Source organism: Ancylobacter pratisalsi (assembly GCF_010669125.1).
In the GTDB taxonomy this organism is placed as follows: Bacteria; Pseudomonadota; Alphaproteobacteria; order Rhizobiales; family Xanthobacteraceae; genus Ancylobacter; species Ancylobacter pratisalsi.
In genome coordinates, this window is record NZ_CP048630.1 from 3,193,620 (window position 1) to 3,212,500 (window position 18,881).

General features: G+C 66.1%; 18 protein-coding genes (1 of these 18 only partly in view). 7 read left to right on the forward strand and 11 right to left on the reverse strand.

Translation table 11 applies throughout. The annotated features are described in order from the left end of the window. Positions 1 to 193: 193 nt before the first annotated feature. Together G3A50_RS15030 and zapE are read right to left on the reverse strand one after the other, a co-directional pair. Positions 194 to 913: a DUF1003 domain-containing protein gene (locus tag G3A50_RS15030; protein ID WP_163076024.1), complete on the reverse strand. Its 720-nt coding sequence runs from the start codon at positions 911 to 913 to the stop codon at positions 194 to 196. An 84-nt stretch (positions 914 to 997) separates the two neighbouring features. Beyond that, on the reverse strand, positions 998 to 2,221 hold the full coding sequence (gene zapE, locus G3A50_RS15035; RefSeq protein WP_163076025.1) for a cell division protein ZapE: 1,224 nt from the start codon (positions 2,219 to 2,221) through the stop codon (positions 998 to 1,000). 379 nt (positions 2,222 to 2,600) lie between these two features. On the opposite strand from zapE, the gene G3A50_RS15040 reads away from it, so the two are divergent. The 4 genes from G3A50_RS15040 (at position 2,601) to G3A50_RS15055 (ending at position 7,631) form a co-directional block, all read left to right on the forward strand. After that, the gene (locus tag G3A50_RS15040) at positions 2,601 to 3,410 is read left to right on the forward strand and encodes a trypsin-like serine peptidase (protein ID WP_246252480.1); all 810 of its coding nucleotides are present in this window, start codon (positions 2,601 to 2,603) and stop codon (positions 3,408 to 3,410) included. Between the two features lie 185 nt (positions 3,411 to 3,595). Continuing rightward, entirely contained in the window at positions 3,596 to 4,294 is a 699-nt protein-coding gene (locus tag G3A50_RS15045; protein WP_163076027.1) for a GNAT family N-acetyltransferase, read from the forward strand. Positions 4,295 to 4,391: 97 nt separating this feature from the next. Next, complete coding sequence (locus G3A50_RS15050) at positions 4,392 to 6,953, forward strand: DUF3772 domain-containing protein (protein ID WP_163076028.1); 2,562 nt, start codon at positions 4,392 to 4,394, stop codon at positions 6,951 to 6,953. A 57-nt stretch (positions 6,954 to 7,010) separates the two neighbouring features. Next, positions 7,011 to 7,631 (forward strand): CAP domain-containing protein, encoded by a 621-nt coding sequence (locus tag G3A50_RS15055; RefSeq protein WP_163076029.1) that lies wholly within the window; start codon positions 7,011 to 7,013, stop codon positions 7,629 to 7,631. Positions 7,632 to 7,653: 22 nt separating this feature from the next. Here the strand turns inward: G3A50_RS15055 and G3A50_RS15060 are convergent, their stop codons facing one another. Continuing rightward, complete coding sequence (locus G3A50_RS15060) at positions 7,654 to 8,781, reverse strand: CobW family GTP-binding protein (protein ID WP_163076030.1); 1,128 nt, start codon at positions 8,779 to 8,781, stop codon at positions 7,654 to 7,656. Positions 8,782 to 8,845: 64 nt separating this feature from the next. Continuing rightward, on the reverse strand, positions 8,846 to 10,117 hold the full coding sequence (locus tag G3A50_RS15065; RefSeq protein ID WP_246251731.1) for a D-alanyl-D-alanine carboxypeptidase family protein: 1,272 nt from the start codon (positions 10,115 to 10,117) through the stop codon (positions 8,846 to 8,848). A 196-nt stretch (positions 10,118 to 10,313) separates the two neighbouring features. Between G3A50_RS15065 and hisE the strand changes: the two genes are divergently transcribed. Beyond that, a complete protein-coding gene (hisE, locus tag G3A50_RS15070; protein WP_163076031.1) occupies positions 10,314 to 10,703 on the forward strand; it encodes a phosphoribosyl-ATP diphosphatase in 390 nt (129 codons plus the stop codon). A 63-nt stretch (positions 10,704 to 10,766) separates the two neighbouring features. Then, complete coding sequence (locus G3A50_RS15075; RefSeq protein ID WP_163076032.1) at positions 10,767 to 11,348, forward strand: YqaA family protein; 582 nt, start codon at positions 10,767 to 10,769, stop codon at positions 11,346 to 11,348. A gap of 70 nt (positions 11,349 to 11,418) precedes the next feature. Here the strand turns inward: G3A50_RS15075 and G3A50_RS15080 are convergent, their stop codons facing one another. The 7 genes from G3A50_RS15080 to G3A50_RS15110 form a co-directional block, all read right to left on the reverse strand. Beyond that, positions 11,419 to 12,438: a sulfate ABC transporter substrate-binding protein gene (locus G3A50_RS15080; protein ID WP_163076033.1), complete on the reverse strand. Its 1,020-nt coding sequence runs from the start codon at positions 12,436 to 12,438 to the stop codon at positions 11,419 to 11,421. A 191-nt stretch (positions 12,439 to 12,629) separates the two neighbouring features. Further along, complete coding sequence (locus G3A50_RS15085) at positions 12,630 to 13,370, reverse strand: phosphoadenylyl-sulfate reductase (RefSeq protein ID WP_163076034.1); 741 nt, start codon at positions 13,368 to 13,370, stop codon at positions 12,630 to 12,632. 15 nt (positions 13,371 to 13,385) lie between these two features. Next, entirely contained in the window at positions 13,386 to 13,892 is a 507-nt protein-coding gene (locus G3A50_RS15090) for a DUF934 domain-containing protein (RefSeq protein ID WP_163076035.1), read from the reverse strand. Then, entirely contained in the window at positions 13,879 to 15,534 is a 1,656-nt protein-coding gene (locus G3A50_RS15095) for a nitrite/sulfite reductase (RefSeq protein WP_163076036.1), read from the reverse strand. The genes G3A50_RS15090 and G3A50_RS15095 overlap by 14 nt, the downstream gene beginning before the upstream one ends. A 37-nt stretch (positions 15,535 to 15,571) precedes the next feature. After that, entirely contained in the window at positions 15,572 to 15,898 is a 327-nt protein-coding gene (locus G3A50_RS15100; RefSeq protein WP_163076037.1) for a DUF2849 domain-containing protein, read from the reverse strand. A gap of 121 nt (positions 15,899 to 16,019) precedes the next feature. Continuing rightward, positions 16,020 to 16,805: a DUF429 domain-containing protein gene (locus tag G3A50_RS15105; RefSeq protein ID WP_163076038.1), complete on the reverse strand. Its 786-nt coding sequence runs from the start codon at positions 16,803 to 16,805 to the stop codon at positions 16,020 to 16,022. Continuing rightward, positions 16,805 to 17,977 carry an NAD(P)/FAD-dependent oxidoreductase gene (locus G3A50_RS15110; protein ID WP_163076039.1) on the reverse strand — a complete coding sequence of 391 codons (1,173 nt, stop codon included), beginning with the start codon at positions 17,975 to 17,977 and terminating at the stop codon, positions 16,805 to 16,807. Before G3A50_RS15110 ends, G3A50_RS15105 begins: the two co-directional genes overlap by 1 nt. Before the next feature lie 91 nt (positions 17,978 to 18,068). On the opposite strand from G3A50_RS15110, the gene G3A50_RS15115 reads away from it, so the two are divergent. Then, positions 18,069 to 18,881, forward strand: the 5' portion of a protein-coding gene (locus tag G3A50_RS15115; RefSeq protein WP_163076040.1) for an HpcH/HpaI aldolase/citrate lyase family protein. 87 nt of this gene lie beyond the right edge of the window; 813 of the gene's 900 nt are visible here — the first part of the coding sequence; the start codon lies at positions 18,069 to 18,071; the stop codon falls past the right edge of the window.

The following is an 18,881-nucleotide window of genomic DNA, read 5'->3' on the forward strand; positions in this document are numbered from 1 at the left end:
TATCGACGGTGCGTTCAAGCTGTGAAGAGCGTTGATGTTAACAGGCGGCCTAAGACTTTTCGCTCATTACTATGGCATACGAAATACACGATGCCTGGCGACGTAAATGAACGTGAAAATCCCGTCTGATCTGCGCTGGGGACATAGCAGATAGGCTGAAACGTCGGATCTGTTCGGTTCGCTAACCGCGCCTTCACCGCTGGCGCGAGGCGAGTTCTTCCATCAGCTCGATCTGTATCTCCTGGATCTCTGCCAGGCGCTCCCACTGATGGGTGAGCATGTGATCGATCTTCTCGTGCAGATGCCGGATTTCGAGCTCGGCCTTGAGGTTTACCCGGTAGTCGTTCTCCGACCTCAGCCGGTCTTTCTCTTCCTGTCGCTTCTGGCTCATCATGATCACAGGGGCTTGAAGCGCGGCGACGCAGGAAAGCACCAGGTTGAGCAGGATGAAGGGGTAGGGGTCGAAAGCCCCGATCAGCCCGATCAGGTTCAGTGTCATCCAGAATGAGATGAAGACCATGAAGGAGATGATGAAGACCCAGCTCCCGCCGAACTTGGCGATGGTATCGGCCGCCCGTTCACCAAGGGTGCGATCGTTGTCGATCTCCTCTTCGACGTTCTGGGTCAGGATGTCATTCTGGGCGAGGCTGTCGATGACGTCGTGGTCAAGCTGGCTGAGGTCGCCGCGCTCGGCTTGCAGCGTGGCGGCGATATAGGCGGCGCGTTCCTTCGCCAGAGCCGAACGCGAGATCACGGCATCGGCCCGCAGTTCGGGATGGAGCGAACGGATATGATCGGCAAGCGCGGGGCGCAGCAGGTCGAGGCGAACTCCGTCCCTGTCGGACACGATCTTGCCCGTGAGGGCGCATTCGTGCGTGGCGTTGCCGGCGTGCCTGCGTTTGCTTCTGGTCATTACGTCCGCCCGTTACTGCCGCGTCGCTGTCGCCTGTCTTGATTGCCTGTTGAAGACCTGAAGAGCCGGTGGGCGGTTCCCCGGTCAGGTTTCGACCAGTCCCGTGGTGTTGCCGCTGGCCTCGGAATCGCCGCGTCCATGGGGGCGTGCGATATAGTCGGACGAGCGCATTTCATGCAGCCGCGAGACGGTGCGCGCCCACTCGAAAGCCTCCGCGCCTTCGGTGCCGGAATAGAGTGTTTCGGGCTCGGCCTCGGCGGAGGCGATCAGCTTCACGCCCTTCTCGTAGAATTCGTCGATCAGGGTGATGAAACGCTTGGCTTCGTTGCGCCGGTCCTGGTCGAGTTGCGGCACATGCTCGATCAGGATGGTGTGGTAGCTGCGGGCGAGGCGCAGATAGTCGGCCGCTCCCAGAGGGGTGCCGCAGAGCTCCTCAAAGCTGAACCGGGCGGCGCCACCGCCGGCGAACGGAACGTGTATCGTGCGTCCCGCCGAAGCGATGTTCGCAGGCGCCCCGCCATCGGCACCGGCCACGCGCCGCCAGATGATGTCCATGTCGTGATCGATCTCGGCCATGGTCTGCTGCGGACCGGCGACGTACCAGGTGCGCACGCCGCCCAGTTTCTCCATGCGGTAGTCGGTGGGCGATTCGATCTTCACCACTTCCATGTGCTCTTCGATCATGGCGATGAAGGGCAGGAACAGGGCGCGGTTGAGCCCGCCCTTGTAGAGGTCCTGGGGGGCCACATTCGAGGTGGCGACGATGACGACACCGAAGCTGAACAGCTTCTCGAACAGCCGGCCGAGGATCATGGCATCGGCGATATCGGTTACGTGGAACTCGTCAAAGCAGAGCAGCCAGGCTTCCTCGTAGAGCGCGGCGGCCACGATGGCGATCGGGTCGCCTTCCTTGATCTTTCCGGCCTTCATGTCACTGCGCACCTGGTGGATGCGCGCGTGTACGTCGATCATGAATTCGTGGAAGTGAGCGCGGCGCTTGCGTTTGCGGACCGCAACGCTTTCGTAGAACAGGTCGACCAGCATCGTCTTGCCGCGGCCGACCGACCCGTGAATATAGAGGCCGCGCACGCGGGGAATGGTCTCCTCGCGGCGGGCGAAGAGCCAGCCGAGCGCAGACGACTTCCGGGCGAGACGGCGCGTGGCGATACGTTGTTCGAGTTGGGCCAGCGCCGCGACGATTCGAGCCTGGCCGGGGTCCGGGGCAATGTCCCCGGCAGCCATGCGCGCGACGTAGCGCGCCGCGAGCACCGATCCACCAGCTTCTGCCGACAGCGCTATGTCCGCCATATCGGACCACTCCCAAGTGTGCAGCGCACGCTTAACGGGCGCATTGCGGCGCCGCAAGCACAGCCGGGCGGTCTTCGACGAAGGTGGCGCCCGGTTCGCGGGGATTTGCACCCGAACTCAGGGGAATGCAACGCCGGGCTCTCTCGCTGCCTGCCGGCAAGGCATCTTCGCAAGGCCGGGGGCGGGACATCCGCCCTACGGCGTGGCGGCCTCCATAAAAATACTGGGACGAGGGAACCTTTCGTCGAGCGCCGCGTTTTCGTCTCCAAGCCTTGACCATGCCCCATTGCTGTCGGCACTCTTTCGCCACCGAGAGATGGGCGGGGCGTGAATGCGGCGGGGCAGTCTTTTCAGCACCCTTGGGGGACGCTTGCTTGTTGTGCTGACGTTGGCGGCGGTGCCGGCGTCGGGGCACGCATTCGAGCGGAAGAATCCGGCCACGGTCAGCTTGTCGCCCTCCGCCATCATGATCGATGCCGACAACCGGCTGACACCTGCCGACTTTGCGCGCTCAAATGGCCTGTCCTCGGCGCAGCTTGCGGCGCGATTTGGCGCGACGGGCATCGTGCGCTGCGGGGCCGCCGTTGGAACCGGGCAACTTGTCGGCGCCGACAATGTGGTGGTCACGGCCGCGCATGTGCTGTTCGCGGCGGGCGGGAAGCTGCGCCATTCGGATTGCAGCTTCTCGATCCATGCCGGAGGACGGCGGCAGGTGGTCGCGTTGCAGCTCGACAAGGTCGTCAGCGGCAGCCGGTCGCCCTATGCCGAACCGGCCGTGAAGGACTGGGCCGTGGCGCCGCTGGCCCGGCCCGTTCTGGATGCGCGCCCCTACGCGCTTGCCGGCTCCATGAGCGTGCCCGGTACAATCGTGCTGTCCGCCGGGGCACGCGGGACGCATGAGCTTCCCTCACTCCAGCGCTGTCAGGCACGGCAGGTGACGGCCGCCGCCGGGGGACTTCGCGAGGTGGCGATCGACTGCGATGCCGAGGGCGGCACCTCGGGCGCTGCGCTGCTCACCGAGCGTGGCGGCTTCATCGGGCTCTATGTCGGCTTCCGCTCGACCCATCCCGGCACGGCGGGGCCGTTTTCGATGTCCCATTACAATTTCGGCCTCACCGCCGAGGGCGCGCTGCACGCTGCCATCCTTGACGTGGCACGCAGTGGAGAGCAGCGCAGCGCCAGCCGCTGAGCGCGGCCGCTCTTCGCGCTGTTACGCATTGCCAGTGCGACAAATGGGGCGCACCTTTGCCGGGGCTCGATGTGCGTGCATGCGAGCCATGCAGATGCGGACGTTGTCTCATGTTGCGATGCGTCTATGTGTGCTGCGTCGCAACATAGATCGGCGGCATGTTAGGTTATTTATCGAGATCCGACATGATCACGGCCAAGACGATGCCCATGAGTGAAAGCGCCGAGAACTGCGTCGCTCGTGGCGCTGCGCCCGCCCGCTCCCCCCACCTGGAGATTGTCCGTCCCGCGCGCCATCGTCCGGCGTTGGGCGAGGGCCATATCCGCAAGCTGCTTCCGGCCGAACGCCATCTTCTACTGGAGCATTTCCTCCGGCTCGACCCGCTCAGCCGTTTCATGCGCTTTGGTGGCGTCATTTCCGACTCCGCGCTCTCCCGCCATGCCACGCGCGTGACGACGGGCGACGCGCTGGCGCTGGGCTATTTCGTGGATGGCGAACTGCACGCGGTAGCCGAACTGCATCCCCTGCCGAAGCGCGAGGGAAAGCCCTTGTCCGCCGAGGCGGCGTTCAGTGTCGAGCGTCCCTGGCAGGGCAAAGGCGTCGGCTCGGCCATGATGGAGCATCTGGTGATGCTCGCGCAGAACCGCGGCATTGAAGAGCTTCAAGTGGTGTTCCTTCCGAATAACGGTCGAATGAAGCGTCTGGCAGTTCATGGCGCGGCCGATTTTTCGGTGGATGATGAAGAGGTTGTGGGACGCATGAAGGCCCCGCATGCCACGGTTTTCTCGCGCATGCGGGAGCTTATGGGCGACGTGTTCTCGGTCTGCTCATCGGCCTTCGACCTGCAGGAACGTTCGCTGCCGCCTTCGCTGCGGGGCAACTGACGGCGACCGCACGCTGGCGGGGCTCTGATGGTTGCCTTGACTTGGCCGTGATCGAGCCGGAGACAGAGGGCATTCTGGCTCAAAACCGCCCGTGATCATGGCTTCTCCTGCAATTCGCCCCGCCATCGGCATGCTGCCGCGCCATGGCGCCGCTCTACTCGCCGTTCTGGTGTTCATGCTGCTCTGCCTGCTCGCGGGTGGACCCGCGGCGGCGCAACTGCCTTCCGACCAGCAGTCCGTCCAGGAGCAACTTATCGGCCAGCGGGCGGTCGTGGACAGCGTCGAGCGGGCATTGGGGCGTGATGGCCTGCGCCCCGGCGACCTCGATGAACTGCGCAGCCAGCTCGATCCGGTGCGCTCGCAACTTGCCAACGCCATCTCGGGGCTGGAGCCGCAGCTCGCTGAACTCAACCGGCGCACACAGGAAATCGGCATCAAGCCTGCCGCCGACGCGCCTCCCGAGGATGCGTCCGTAACCCAGGAGCGCGATACGCTCCTGGCGCAGGTGAGCGCACTCGACGCGGTGCTGAAGCAGGTGCGGCTGGTCAAGCTGCGCGCGGACCAGGTCGCGGACCGCATCACCGGCCGGCGGCGGGCGCTCTTCACGGACACACTGCTGGCGCGCTCGTACAGCGTCTTGAATCCCGATCTGTGGATCTCCGCAGCCACGGCATTGCCGATCGAGGGGCGGGGCATCGGCTATCTGATTGGCGACTGGCGCGCCTATGCCGACGCCCGCATGTCAGCCGTCGGACAGATGGCGACGGCACTCGCGGGCATCGCTATCGTCATCGTCATCTTTGTTCTCCAGTTCATCTTCGCGCGACCGCTGCACCGGGCGGACCTTGCCGGCCCAGGCGAGCCGCTGGGCCGGCTGAAGGCCACGGCGCTTTCGGCACTGACTGCCAGCCTGAGCTCGGCGGCGGCCCCGATCGCGACGCTTACGGTGATCGCCCTGTTCAATAGCGTCGACCTCCTGCCGCCGCGTGTGAACGAGATCGCGCAGGGGTTTGCGCTGGCGGTCACCATCGTCGCCGTCGGCCGTGGCTTGCTCATCGGCGCGCTGGCGCCGGGCGAGCCGCGCCGCCGGGTGATGCCGGTCACGGACGATGTCTCCGCCCTGATCTACCGCCATGCCATGCGTGGGCTGTGGATCCTGGCCGTCGCGTCGGCCCTGCACACGGTGCACCGGGCGCTGGTGGCGCCTCTGCCGCTCACCGTGGCGACCAGTGCGATCATGTCGATCGCGCTGATCCTGGTGGCCATGCGGGGCATCCGTGCGCTGACCGCGGTTGCCGATGGCGAGGAAACCGATGGTAGCGGCGAGGCCGGGACGGCGGCAGCGAACCCGCTGCAATGGATCCGGTTCCCGTTCTGGGTGCTGAACGCCTTGATCATCGTCGTGCTGGTGGCCGGCTATGTCAGCATGGCCTCCTTCCTCTCCTCCCGCGCGCTGATCGCGGTGGTGATGGGGTGCACGTTCTATCTGCTGGCGGCGCTGATCAACGCGCTGTTCGTCGACAGCCTTGCCGGCGGCCCCCGGGTGCGCAGCGTCGCCAAGACCCTGGGCGTGCGTCCCGCGAGCGTGGAACTGCTCGCGGTGCTGGTGGCCGGCGTGTTGAAGGTGGTGGCCCTGATCGCTGTGCTGCTGCTGACATTTGGCACCTTCGGCACGTCGACCGGCGACCTCCAGGACATCCTCAATCGAACGACCCTTGGCTTCACCATTGGCAGTTCGATCATCACTGTCGGCGACGTCCTGAGCGCGGTGCTGTTCCTCGTTATCGGGATCATACTGGCGCGGGCGGTGCAGCGCTGGGTCGCGGTGGCGATCCTGCCGAAGACGTCGTTCGACACCGGGCTTCAGAACTCCATCGCCACTATCATCGGCTATATGGGCTCGATCGCGGTGATCGCGATGGCGATGGGGAGGATCGGGCTCAACCTCGAGAATATCGCGCTGGTGGCCGGCGCGCTCTCGGTTGGTATCGGCTTCGGTCTCCAGTCCATCGTCTCGAATTTTGTGTCCGGGCTGATCCTGCTTGCGGAGCGCCCGATCCGGGTTGGTGACACCATCTCGGTGAAGGGTGAGGAAGGTTATGTGCGCCGCATCAGTGTGCGCGCGACGGAGATCGAGACCTTTGATCGGGCGGCGGTCGTGATCCCCAATTCCGACCTCATCACCGGCATGGTCAAAAACTTCACCCACGCCAACACCACCGGTCGGGTGATCGTGGCTGTTAATGTGGCCTATGATTCGGACGCCGACGAGGTCCGCGATCTTCTCGTGGGATGTGCGTGCGATCATCCACAGGTGCTGCGAAGCCCGCCGCCGAGAGTGTTTCTGATGGCGTTCGGCGACAGCTATCTGAAGTTCGAACTGCGGTGTGTGGTCGCCAATGTCGATTATGCGCTGACCGTGAAGAGCGACCTGCACTTTGCCGTGCTGGAGAGGCTGAAGGCCGCGCGGATCGGGATTCCCTACACGCCGTGGAACCTCTACCGCGGTGGCAGGATTGGCCCGCCCGAGAATGAAGAGCCGGAAGCCGACACCCCGGAAGCCGATGAGCCCGGGGTTGACGAAACGAAGGCCGATAAACCTAAAGCCGACACGCCCAGAGCCGACAGGCGTGGGGCGGCCGGTTCCGGTACGGCCTGATCTGCCGACCCCCTGTCCCACCAGTTCCACGACGTCGTGGACCCACAGAGTTTCCCAATGCCCGCTCCACTCGCCAAGCGCCTTGCCGGAGCCTTCCTTTTCTCCCTGCTTCTGGGGGGATGCGCGGCCGGACCGAGTTTGGTGCCGGTCGACGAGACCTTCTATGCGAACATTGCCAAGGGCGGCACGCTCGATCCCGAAGCGGCGGCCTCGCTGCTCAGCGATTACCGCAAGGGGCGCGGCCTGCCGGCGGTCACCATCGATCCGACGCTGATGGTGGTGGCTGAGCGCCAGGCCAAGTCGATGGCGGCTGCCGACCAGCTGTCCCACGACATTGGCGGTCGTTCGCTGACCACCCGTCTCAAGGCGGCCGGCTTTACCGGTCTTCGGGCGGCTGAGAATGTCGGTGCCGGTTACCACACGCTCGCGGAGGCCTTCTCAGGCTGGCGCGACTCGCCCTCTCACAACAAGAACATGCTGCTTCCCGGCGCGACCAAGCTCGGCATCGCCGCCGTGCGGGCGCCGCGTAGCAAATATTCAGTCTATTGGGCGATGGTGATCGGCATCCCCGATCCCAAGGTCGAGGCCGCCGCCGCTGCTGCCGCCCAAGCCACGGAGCCGGCCGCCGACGGCAGCACCCAGGTGCTCATAAACGGAGCCCCGGCGCCGGGGCAGTGAGAGCCGGCATGTTTCCAGCCGGTCAGCGCCGCAGGGTGGCGGGCGCGAGCGGGTTGTCGGTCAGCGCTGTCCCATCAGGCTGATCGGGCATCGGCAGACCCATGAAGGCGTCGAACAAGCGGCGGATCACCGCGGGTTCGACGTCGCGAACGATCATGACCAGGCGGGTGCGGTGGTCGTCGTCCGGCCACGCGGCAAGCTGGCTCGGCGGATGCAGGACATGCTGCACGCCGTGAAGAACCAGCGGCCTTTCGGGATCCTCCGCCAGCTTCACAATGCCCTTGAGGCGAAGCAGCTTGGGGCCATGGGTGCCGCGCACGAGTTCCAGGAACATATCGATTGCCGCTGCCGAGACGGGGGCCTCGGTGGCAAGGGTGAAGGCGCGGATGCGTTCATCGTGGCGGTTCGGATCGTGCGTCCGGCCACGTGCCTCGGCTTCCGCCGCGTCCACCGCCTCATCGGCCAGCCAGCGCGAGACGTCGGGTATCTTGGCGGAAGGGTCGAACAGTCCGGCATTGAGCAGCGCCTGCGGGGTGGCCTCGCCGCGGGCACCATCGAGTACCGGCGCGCCGGGCGCGAGTGCGCGCAGGCGGGCGCGCAAGAGCTCATATCCCGCCTTGTCTTCCGCCGTCTCAACGAGGTCCGTCTTGGTCAGCACGATCCGGTCGGAGATCGCGATCTGGCGGACGGATTCGGGGTGCTCGTCCAGGGTCGCGTTACCGTTGATCGCGTCGACGACAGTCACCACCCCATCGAGCCGGAAGCGCATCACCAGATAGGGATGCATCATCAGCACGTGCAGGATCGGTGCGGGGTCCGCCAGGCCGGTGGTCTCGATCAGAACCCGGCGGAAAGGCGGAATGACGCCGTTGTCCATCCGGCGCAGCAATTGCTCCAGGCCCTCGACGAGGTCACCGCGCACTGTGCAGCACAGGCAGCCGGAGGCGAGCAGGACCGTGGCGTCGTCAAAGTGCTGGACCAGGAGATGATCGAGGCCGATCTCGCCGAATTCGTTGATGAGAACGGCCGTGTCGGCAAGGCCCGGGTCGCTGAGCAGCCGGTTCAGCAGGGTAGTCTTGCCGGCACCGAGAAAGCCGGTCAGCAACGTGACCGGAATCGGCTCGGGCGGCCGGCGCGGCGCGTCGCTCATGGTTGCAATCCTCATAAGACGGAACCGCCGCGCAGGCGCGGCGGCTGGAATCGGAAGGTCCGGCCTACTGCGGCGGCGGGGGAACCACCGGATAACTGGGCGCTGCGACCGGCCTCGGCGCAGGCTTCGCCGGCGGCCGAGGCGGCTTTGCTGGTACCGAAGGCTTGCTTGCCGTCTTCTTGGTGTCCGCCTTCTTCGGCGCCGGGGCGGCCGGATAAGCGTCCGCCAACGCGTCGTCGCTCTTGAAGGGGCCGACCCACACTTCCACGGGGGGCATGGAGGGCGGCAGCTTCTGGAGCAGGCTGGCGCCGGTGACCTGATCGCCCAGGTCGCTCATCCCGGCAGCGACGAAGCTCGACGAACTAGAAGGCGCGCTGTCGTCGTCGGCCTCCGAGGCCGTGTTCTTGCGCTTTGCGCCGCACACCTGCGCGCTCATGTTGGTGGGCGCACCACCCTCATTGCGCAGGCTGTCGACCGTGGGGGCCACGGCCCCGAAGATCTTCCAGGAGTGCTGAAAGCCCTTTTCCAGCAACAGCGCGGCTTCCTCGGTGCGGTCGCGGCCGGAATTGGTGCCCAGCACGACCGCGAGGATGCGCTTGTCGCCACGCGTGGCCGAGGCCACGAGGTTGAAGCCCGACGCGCAGATGAAGCCCGTCTTCATGCCGTCCGCACCGGGATAGCGGTCGATGAGCTTGTTGTAATTGCGGATGACAGCGTTTCCGAGCTTGATCGCGGGAATACGGAACAGGTCGGTCCGCTCGGGAAACTCCGTGTAGATCGCGCGGGCGAGCACGGCCAGGTCGCGGGCGGTGGTGATCTGTCCGGGGGAGGGCAGCCCGTTCGGGTTGTCGTAATGCGTGCCGTCCATTCCGAGCTCGCGGGCGGCGAAGTTCATCTCTCCCACGAAGGCCGGCAGGCTTCCGCCAACGCCTTCGGCAATCGCCACCGCGATGTCGTTGGCCGACTTGACCAACATCATCTTCAGCGCGTTGTCGATGGTGATCTGGGTGCCAACCTTGAAGCCCATCTTGGAGGGCTGCTGGGCCGCCGCCGCCGGCGTCATGGTGATGAGGGTCTGCGGCGTCACGCGGCCGGCACGCAGCGCCTTGAAGGTGACATAGGCCGTCATCAACTTGGTGACGGAGGCCGGATACCACGGTTTCGTCGCATCCTCGGCCAGCAGCACCTTGCCGCTGTCGACCTCGATGACGAGCTCCGGCGTTGCGTTCGCCACCACCGGCGCTGAGGTCAACGCGGCGGCGAGGGTTAGGGTGGCGAGGGCGAGGCCGGACCGTCCGGCTTTGTGGCGGGTGCGGAAGGGCGAAAGGTTCAGCACGCTTCTGATCCGTCTCCGGCTTGGAACGACCCTGGGGATTGCTACCGCCCCTCATACTCTCTTCGCCGCTGCGGAGCAAAACGCAATGGGGAAAGAGCCGCCCCTGAGGACTTCACAGAGCCGAGATCAGGGGCGGCACGGCGGTCCGGTCCTGCTGCCATAACCTGTTCATCCAATTGGTCTTAGGATGACCGTCATGAGTGATTCGATTCGCCGTCTCCACAGCGCTGTGCTGGCGACGCGTGATGGGGTGAACCCGTCGCCGCGTACCGCGAAGCTTTTCGCCAAGGGGCGAAGCTCCATCGCCAAGAAAGTGGCGGAGGAGGCGGTCGAGGTGGCGCTGGACGCGGTGCGGGGCGACAGCGCCGGCGCCGTGCGCGAGAGCGCCGATCTGATCTACAATCTCATCGTGCTGTGGGTCGATCTTGGAATCGATCCCGAGGAAGTCTGGGCGGAGATGTGCCGGCGCGAGCAACTATTTGGAATTGCAGAGAAACTTCCGAAAAGCCGCGCCGCGGCCGAGCCCGGTGCGATGTCGCGGGTGCCTGCGTTCGAGCGCCCCGCCCCCGGCGCGCGCCGTCGCTGACGACTGAACCGCCGCCTTACTGTTCACGCCTGCTCCTTTCCCCGCCCCGACCTGGACCTCTCAATGCTGCGCCGCCTCTACCAGTGGGTGATCGATCTTTCCGAACGTCCTTCCGCGCCCTGGGCGCTTGTCGGCATCTCCTTTGCCGAGAGCTCGTTCTTTCCGGTGCCCCCGGACGTGATGCTGGTGCCGATGTGCATCGCCCGCCCGAAGCTCGCGTGGTGGTATGCGGGAATCTGCACGCTGGCGTCGGTGGTGGGCGGGCTGTTCGGCTACGCGATTGGCGCGCTGCTGTATGAATCGGTCGGCCTGTTTCTGATCCAGCTCTACGGTTACGGCGAAAAAGTTGAGGCGTTCTCAGAGGCTTATCAGCATTACGGGCACTGGATCATCCTGATCAAGGGCCTGACTCCGATCCCCTACAAGGTGGTGACCATCACCTCCGGCTTCGCCCATTACAGCCTGTTCTGGTTTGTCGTGCTGTCGGTCATCACTCGCGGGCTGCGCTTCTTCATGGTCGCCGGACTGCTGTACTGGATCGGGCCTTCCGCGCGCACCTTCATCGAGGAACGGCTGGGTCTGGTGACGCTGATCTTCGCCGTGGTGCTGGTGGGCGGCATCGTCGGCTCGCTTTACCTGTTCTGACCGAAAGTGCCCCCATCGTCCGCCCGACCGATGAGGATCGTCAGGCGGACGATGGGGAGCGTGAGGACGATCAGTTCGCGAAGATCTGGTCGAACACGCCGCCATCGGCGAAGTGGGTCTTCTGCGCCTTGCGCCAGCCGCCGAAAATGGGGTCGTCGATGGTGACGAGATCCACCTTGGGGAACCGGTCGGCATACTGAAGGGCCACTTCCGGGTCGCGCGGGCGATAGAAGTTCTCGGCGGCGAGCTTCTGGCCCTCGCGGCTGTAGAGCAGCCTGAGATAGGCCTCGGCGACGGCGCGGGTGCCCTTGCGCTCGACATTCCTGTCGACGATCGCGACGGGGGGTTCGGCGAGGATGGAAAGCGAAGGCACGACGATGTCGAAGGCCTCGGCGCCGAATTCCTTCTGAGCCAGGAAGGCCTCGTTCTCCCAGGCCAGCAGCACGTCGCCGACGCCACGCTGGGTGAAGGTCACGGTCGCGCCGCGCGCGCCGGTGTCGAGCACGGGCACGTTCTTGAACAGGGCGGCGAGGTACTCCCGCGCTTTTTCCTCCGAGCCGTACGTTTTCAGCGCATAGGCCCAGCCGGCGAGATAGTTCCAGCGCGCGCCGCCTGAGGTCTTCGGGTTGGGGGTGATGATCTCGATGCCGGGCTTCACCAGATCGTTCCAGTCGCGGATGCCCTTAGGGTTGCCCTTGCGAACCAGGAACACGATCGTCGAGGTGTAGGGGGAGGCGTTGTCCGGCAGGCGCTTCTGCCAGTCCGGCGCGATCAGCCCCCGGTCGGCGATGACGTCGATGTCATAGGCCAGCGCCAGCGTGACGACGTCGGCATCGAGCCCGGCGATGACCGAGCGGGCCTGCTTGCCCGAGCCGCCATGGGAGGTGTTGATCTCGACGCTCTTGCCGGTCTCGGCCTGATATTCCTGCGCGAACAGCGCGTTGAACTTCGCATAAAGCTCGCGCGTCGGATCATAGGACACGTTGAGCAGGGTGATGTCGGCCGCCCGTGACGGCGTGGGCGCGGCAAGAGTGGCTGCCAGCGCGGCGAGCAACGCGCCGGCAATGACCGGCCTGAAACTGAAACCCATGTTCTTCTCTCCCCGATAGCGGCGCGCAGGCGCCGACTGACTGTGAGGGGAAGGCTTCCATGGGTAAAATACTTAGTCAATATAGAATATAAAAATACTAGATAATTAGCAGAGAAGAGCTTTGCCGGCGTGAGCGCGCGCCAAAACCGGCGCTGCGAGAGGGCTTTCGCAGCGCCGGCATTCAGAGAAGATCAGATGGTGTAGAGCAGCGTATGGATGCCGCATTCCGCCTTGTCGCGGCCGCGCCAACGCCCGGCACGCATCTCCTCGCCCGGCTGGGCGCGACTGGTGCAGGGCATGCAGCCGACCGAGCTGAAGCCCTTGGCCGCGAGAGGATGCGGGGGAAGCTCCAGTCGCGCCCGGACGGCGTCGAGGTCGGCGCGCTGCGCATTGGCCAGCGGGTTGAACTTCAACCGCGCGCCGTCCCGCTCAACGATCGGAATCTCCGCGCGCAATCCACCCTGAAAGCGCTTGCGGCCATTGATCCAGCCGTCGAAGCCGCGCAGTGCGCGCGCCAGCGGCTCCACCTTGCGGATGCGGCAGCAGGCATCGGGATCAGCGTCCCACAGCCCCCCGTCGGCATCAAGCTCGGCGAGGCGCTCGGGGTCGGGCCGGATGGTGTTCACATTGGTGAGCCCGAGATGCGTAATCAGCGTGTCGCGATAGGCCAGCGTCTCCTCGAACAGCCAGCCGGTGTCGAGGAAGACCACGGGCAGGGTGCGGTCGACCTCGGCCATGAGCCCGAGCAGGACGGCCGATTCCGTGCCGAAGGACGACACGAGGCACAGCTTGCCGGGGGCGACGTTGTCGATGGCGGCGGCGATGATCTCGGTCGGGGACGCCTCGGCCAGCGCACAGGACAGAGCGCCGACATCGTCCGTGCAGGGCATGGAGCGGTCGTCAACGACATCGAGGCGCTGGGCAATGGTCATTGGTCTACTCCGGGTTCATTCCGGGCGCGCGGTGCGGCCGAGCCGCTGGCGCAGAAGGCTGGGACGTTCGTCCGTCGCCGGTTGGTAGAAGGTGCTGTAGCGATGGACCGCCTCGTCAAAGGCCTTCGCATCGTCTTCCTTGATCGCCTCGATCTGGTCGAAGCCGGAACGTTGCATCAGCAGGAACTGGTCGCGCAGCACATTGCCGACCGCCCGCAGCGGACCGGACCAGCCCAGCCGCTCGCGCAGCAGGCGCGCCTGACTGTAGGCCCGCCCGTCGCGGAAGCTCGGGAACACCAGCGCGATCAGCGACAGCTGGCCGAGATAGGGTTCGATCTCGGCGATCGGCCGGTCGTTCGGCCAGATCACCCCGACCGGGGCCTGACGGCTCTTCAGCGCCTCGGCTTCCTTCAGGAAGCGGTCGACGCCGACCAGCACCGGGGCGCCCTCGGGGAGGGCGTCATCGTCGCTGACGCGGTGGAAACGGTCCTCAGTGATGCGGCCTTTCTCAATGAGCGGCATAGACGCGCTCCTTGAAAGGCTCGACGCCGAGACGGGCGACTGTGTCGACGAACAGTTCCTGCGGGGTGGCGCGCAGCTCCATATAGGTGGCGACGACGTCTTCCACGAGGCCGGGAACCTGATCGTAGGACACCGCCGGGCCGAGCAGCGTGCCGAGCTGGGCCTGCTCGTCGGCGCGCCCGCCTAGCGTGATCTGGTAGAATTCCTGGCCGTTCTTCTCGACCCCCAGAATGCCGATATGGCCGACATGGTGGTGGCCGCAGGCGTTGATGCAGCCGGAAATGTTGATGTGCAGCCGGCCGATGCCGCGCGCCTTGTCGAGATCGGCGAAGCGCTTGGCGATCTCCTGCGCCACCGGAATCGCGCGGGCATTGGCGAGCGCGCAATAGTCGAGGCCGGGGCAGGCGATGATGTCGTTGACCAGATTGACGTTGGGCGTGGCGAGGCCGGCCGCGTCGAGCCGGCGCCACAGCTCCGGCAGATCGCGACGGGCGACGCTGGGCAGGCACAGGTTCTGCTCGTGCCCGACCCGGATCTCGCCGAAGGCATAGGCGTCGGCAAGATCGGCGATGGTGTCCATCTGGTCGGCCGTGGCGTCGCCCGGAGGGGCGCCGACGGGCTTGAGCGAGATGGTGACGATGGAATAGCCCGGCACCTTGTGGGCGTGGACCGAATTGGCGAACCAGGTGGCGAAGCGCGGATCGCCCATCGCCGCCACGAATTCGGCCGGCTCGTCCTCCAGCGCCTCATAGGCGGGATAGACGAAGCGCGAGCGGATGTCGGCGATCATCTCGTCCGACAGGTGCAGCGCGCCGTCGCGGATCGCCTCCCACTCGGCCTCAACCGCCTCGGCGAAGGCCTCGGCGCCGATCTCGTGCACCAGGATCTTGATGCGCGCCTTGTAGATGTTGTCGCGGCGCCCGTACTGATTGTACACGCGCATGATGGCTTCGATGTAGCTCAGCAGCTCGCGCGCCGGCAGGAAGGGGCGGATCGACTTGCCCACGAAAGGCGTGCGTCCGAGGCCGCCGCCGACCAGAACCTCGAAGCCCAGCTCGCCCACGTCGTTGCGGTGAAGGCGCAGGCCGACATCGTGCACCTTGATCGCGGCGCGGTCGTGCCCGGCGGCGGTGATGGCGATCTTGAACTTGCGCGGCAGGTAGGTGAATTCGGGGTGCAGCGTCGAGTACTGGCGCAGGATTTCCGCCCAGATGCGCGGGTCGTCGAACTCGCCGGGCACCGCGCCGGCCCACTGGTCGGTGGTGACGTTGCGAATGCAGTTGCCCGAGGTCTGGATGCCATGGACGCCGACCTCGGCCAGTTCGGCCATAGCGTCGGGCAGGTTGTCCAGCTTGATCCAGTTGAACTGGATGTTCTGTCGGGTGGTGAAATGGCCGTAGCCGCGGTCATAGACCCGCGCGACATGGGCCATGCGGCGCAGCTGGTGCGCGGACAGCGTGCCATAGGGAATGGCGACGCGCAGCATGTAGGCGTGCAGCTGGAGATAGACGCCGTTCATCAGCCGGAGCGGCTTGAACTCGTCCTCGTTCAACGCGCCGTCCAGGCGGCGGGTCACCTGATCGCGAAACTCCGCCACCCGTTCGGCAAGGAAGGTGCGATCGAATTCGTCGTAGACGTACATGGCAGTCGCTTCGGCGTTGGTTTCGAGAGGGCGAAGTTCAGGAGGCGTGTGGTTCGGCGCCGGGCAGCGCGAAGGTGGGCCCTGCGACGCGGATACGCTCGCGCAGGTTTCCCGGCCCGATCGCGCCGTTGCCGGAAAGGACGACCGGTGCCACATAGGCGCCGACGGCCTCGTTGTGAGGTGTCGACGCGCTCTCCAGCAGGGCGATCGCTTCCGGCGCGGTGGTGACGATCGCCGCCTCGGCAATATCGGTCGACCAGCCGCCCGCCGCCGTGCGCCACACCACGACGCCATCGGTCAGTCGATTGGCGGTCACGGTCACCGGACCGTTGACCTTCAGTTTCTGCTGCTGCGGCGCGGCCATACCCGGTCGGTTCCCGTTATTAGAGCGTCTCCAACAAACATAACACGAATTATCCTCGTGCAAAGAGTATTTAAACACAAGAAATGTGTGTGTTTAAATTAAATAACATTGATTTAATGTTTTATGCGGTGATGCAGACCGGCAGGCCATGGGCGTCGGCCTCGGGCGGCGAGGGATAGGCGAGGGCGGTGCCGGCGGCGATGCGGGAGGCGGTCCAGGCGGCGGCGCAGGCATCGATGAGATCGTCCTCACCCACACCCAGCGACCGGGCGTGCGCAGATGAGAGGATTTCAGCGGCGAACCCTTGCCCCGCAAGCAGTTGGCGGCGCAGCTCAAGGCCCGGCTTGTGGGGTGCGTTCCGCACCTTCTTGGCGATGGGAATCTCGCTTCGCCCGTTCATCGCCCAGAAGCTGACCTCGGGATGGCATTCGTGGATGCGCGGCCTCAGTTCCGGCCGCGTGCGCAGCAGGAGATCGATCTCCGCGATCTTGGGGAAGATGTGGAAGGCCTGTTTCGAGATCTTGCGCGGCGGGGTCGAGGTTGCGCGGGCGACAGCGCAGGCATGCCGGTAGCGCGGGCCTTCTTCGGGGAAGGCGAGCGCGTCCAGCCCGGCATAGACCGCCGCGCGCGAGGGCATGGAGAACACGCTGGACCGGCGCCGGCCGAGAAGGGGGCGGACCTCCCGTTCCGGCGCGCGCCCCCTGGGCCCGACCTGCTCGGGAAGCCCGATCGGCATGTCGATGGCCATGAGTTCTGGCGCGTGCGCGCGCGCGAACAGCTCTTCCACGCGGGCGATACGCTCGGCCCGCGCCGTGCCGTCTGGCTCCAGCACCACCGCGACCCAGCCGCCCTTGCAGCCATCGACACCGGCCACGCGCGCCGGGGCGCCTATAAGGAGAGGTGCCATCAGATGATGTTCAGCTCCGCATGAGGGCGCCCGGCCGTGATGCGCTCATAACCGAACACGGCGAGATCGAGCGACACCGAGCGGCCATGCACGATCCATTCGGCAATGGCGCGGCCGGCGGCGGGCGCCTGCTGAAGGCCATGCCCGGAAAAGCCGTTGATGAAGTAGAAATTGCCGACCTCGGGGTGGGGGCCGATGACGGCGTTGTGGTCGAGCAGGTTCATCTCATAATGGCCGGCCCAGGCCCGCACCACCTTCAGCTCTTCCATGGCGGGAATGCGATGGGCGAGGGCGGGCCAGATGTCCTCCTCGAAGATCGACCAGTCGACCTCGAAATCGCCGTCCGCATCGGGGTCCTTGTCCGCGGCCGGCGGGGCGCCGCAAATCTGATAGGTGCCTTCGGGGCGGATATAGAAGCCGCTCGGGTCCACCAGCAGCGGCAGCCGGGGCAGGGGCGTGCGGCAATGGAGCACGAAGACGCAGCGCTTGCGCCCTTCCACCGGCAGTGCGATTCCGGCCATGGCCGCCACCTGGCCGGCCCGCGGGCCGGCAGCGTTGACCAGCGCGCCGCAGGAAAGCCGACGCCCGTCCTTCAGCGTCGCGCCGGTGATGCGCTCGCCCGCGCGCGCGATCTCCACCACCTCGCCGGGAATGAAGTGCGCGCCCTGGGCCCTGGCGGCTGCGCGCACGCAGGTGAGCAGCGCGTGGGCGTCGAACCAGCCCTCGCCCGAACGCCCATAGGCGCCCGCGGCGATGTCCTCGACATTCAGCCAGGGGAAGGTGGCGGCGAGCTGGTCCGGTGTCATGAAGTCGATATCCGCCCCCTCCGCCTGCTGGACGCGATGATTGGCCTGAAGCACCGGCAGGCCGGCCGCGCTGGCGAGCAGCAGATAGCCGCCCTCATGCCAGGCGAGATCGGTGTCGGCACCGAAGCGTTCCTTGGCGCTGCGGAGGAATTCCAGCCCGAACTGCGACATGCGGATGTTCTGTGGAATCGAGAACTGCTGGCGCAGCGAGGCGGCCGACAGCGTGGTGGAGGACTGCGCGAAGCTGGCATCGCGCTCGACCACGCCGACCCGGCCGCGAAAGGCAGGGTCGCGGGTGAGGAAATAGGCCGTCATGGCACCCATGATCGCGCCGCCCACGATAAGCACGTCGAAATTGTCGTCCATGATCCCGTTCCAGCGTTACGGAGCTGATTGGCAGCGCCCCCTACACGCGGATAGGCTCGATTGCAGTGCCTGCCAATTAGCCGAGCGAATCATGTCCCCAGTCCCACGTCCCCGCCGCAGCGTCCTCTATATGCCGGGCGCCAATGCCCGCGCGCTCGAGAAGGCGCGGAGCCTTGCCTGCGACGGCATCATCATCGATCTCGAGGACGCGGTCGCGCCCGAGGCCAAGCCGGACGCCCGCGTGCTGGTGGCGCAGGCGCTGGAGGCCGGCGGCTTCGGGCATCGCGAAGTGGTGGTGCGGGTGAACGGCACCGACACGCCCTGGTTCGAGGACGACCTTGCCGCCCTGGCGCGCGCGGCGGCGAAAGGGGCGGGCCCCGACGCCGTGCTCATTCCCAAGGTGGCGACGCCCGAGGCGCTGTTCGTCGTCGCCCGGCGGCTCGACGCGCTGGGCGCGCCCGCGAGCCTGAAGCTGTGGGCGATGATCGAGACCCCTCTCGCCGTGCTCAAGGCGGGGGAGATCGCACTGGCGGCCCGCGACCCGGCGATACGGCTCACCGCGCTGGTGCTGGGCACCAATGATCTTTCCAAGGAGACCGGCGCGCGCATCGTGCCCGGCCGGGCGCCGATGCTGGGCTGGCTCTCGCACTGCGTGCTGGCCGCACGGGCCGGCGGGATCGATGTGCTCGACGGGGTGTGGAACGGCTTCCGCGACATGGAGGGCTTCACCCGTGAATGCCACGAGGCCGCCGAACTCGGCTTCGACGGCAAGACGCTGATCCATCCCACCCAGATCGAGCCCTGCAACGCCGCCTTCACCCCCCCGGAAGAGGCGGTGGCCGAGGCGCGCCGGGTGATCGAGCTGTTCGACCGTCCCGAAAACGCGGCCAAGGGCGTGCTGCAG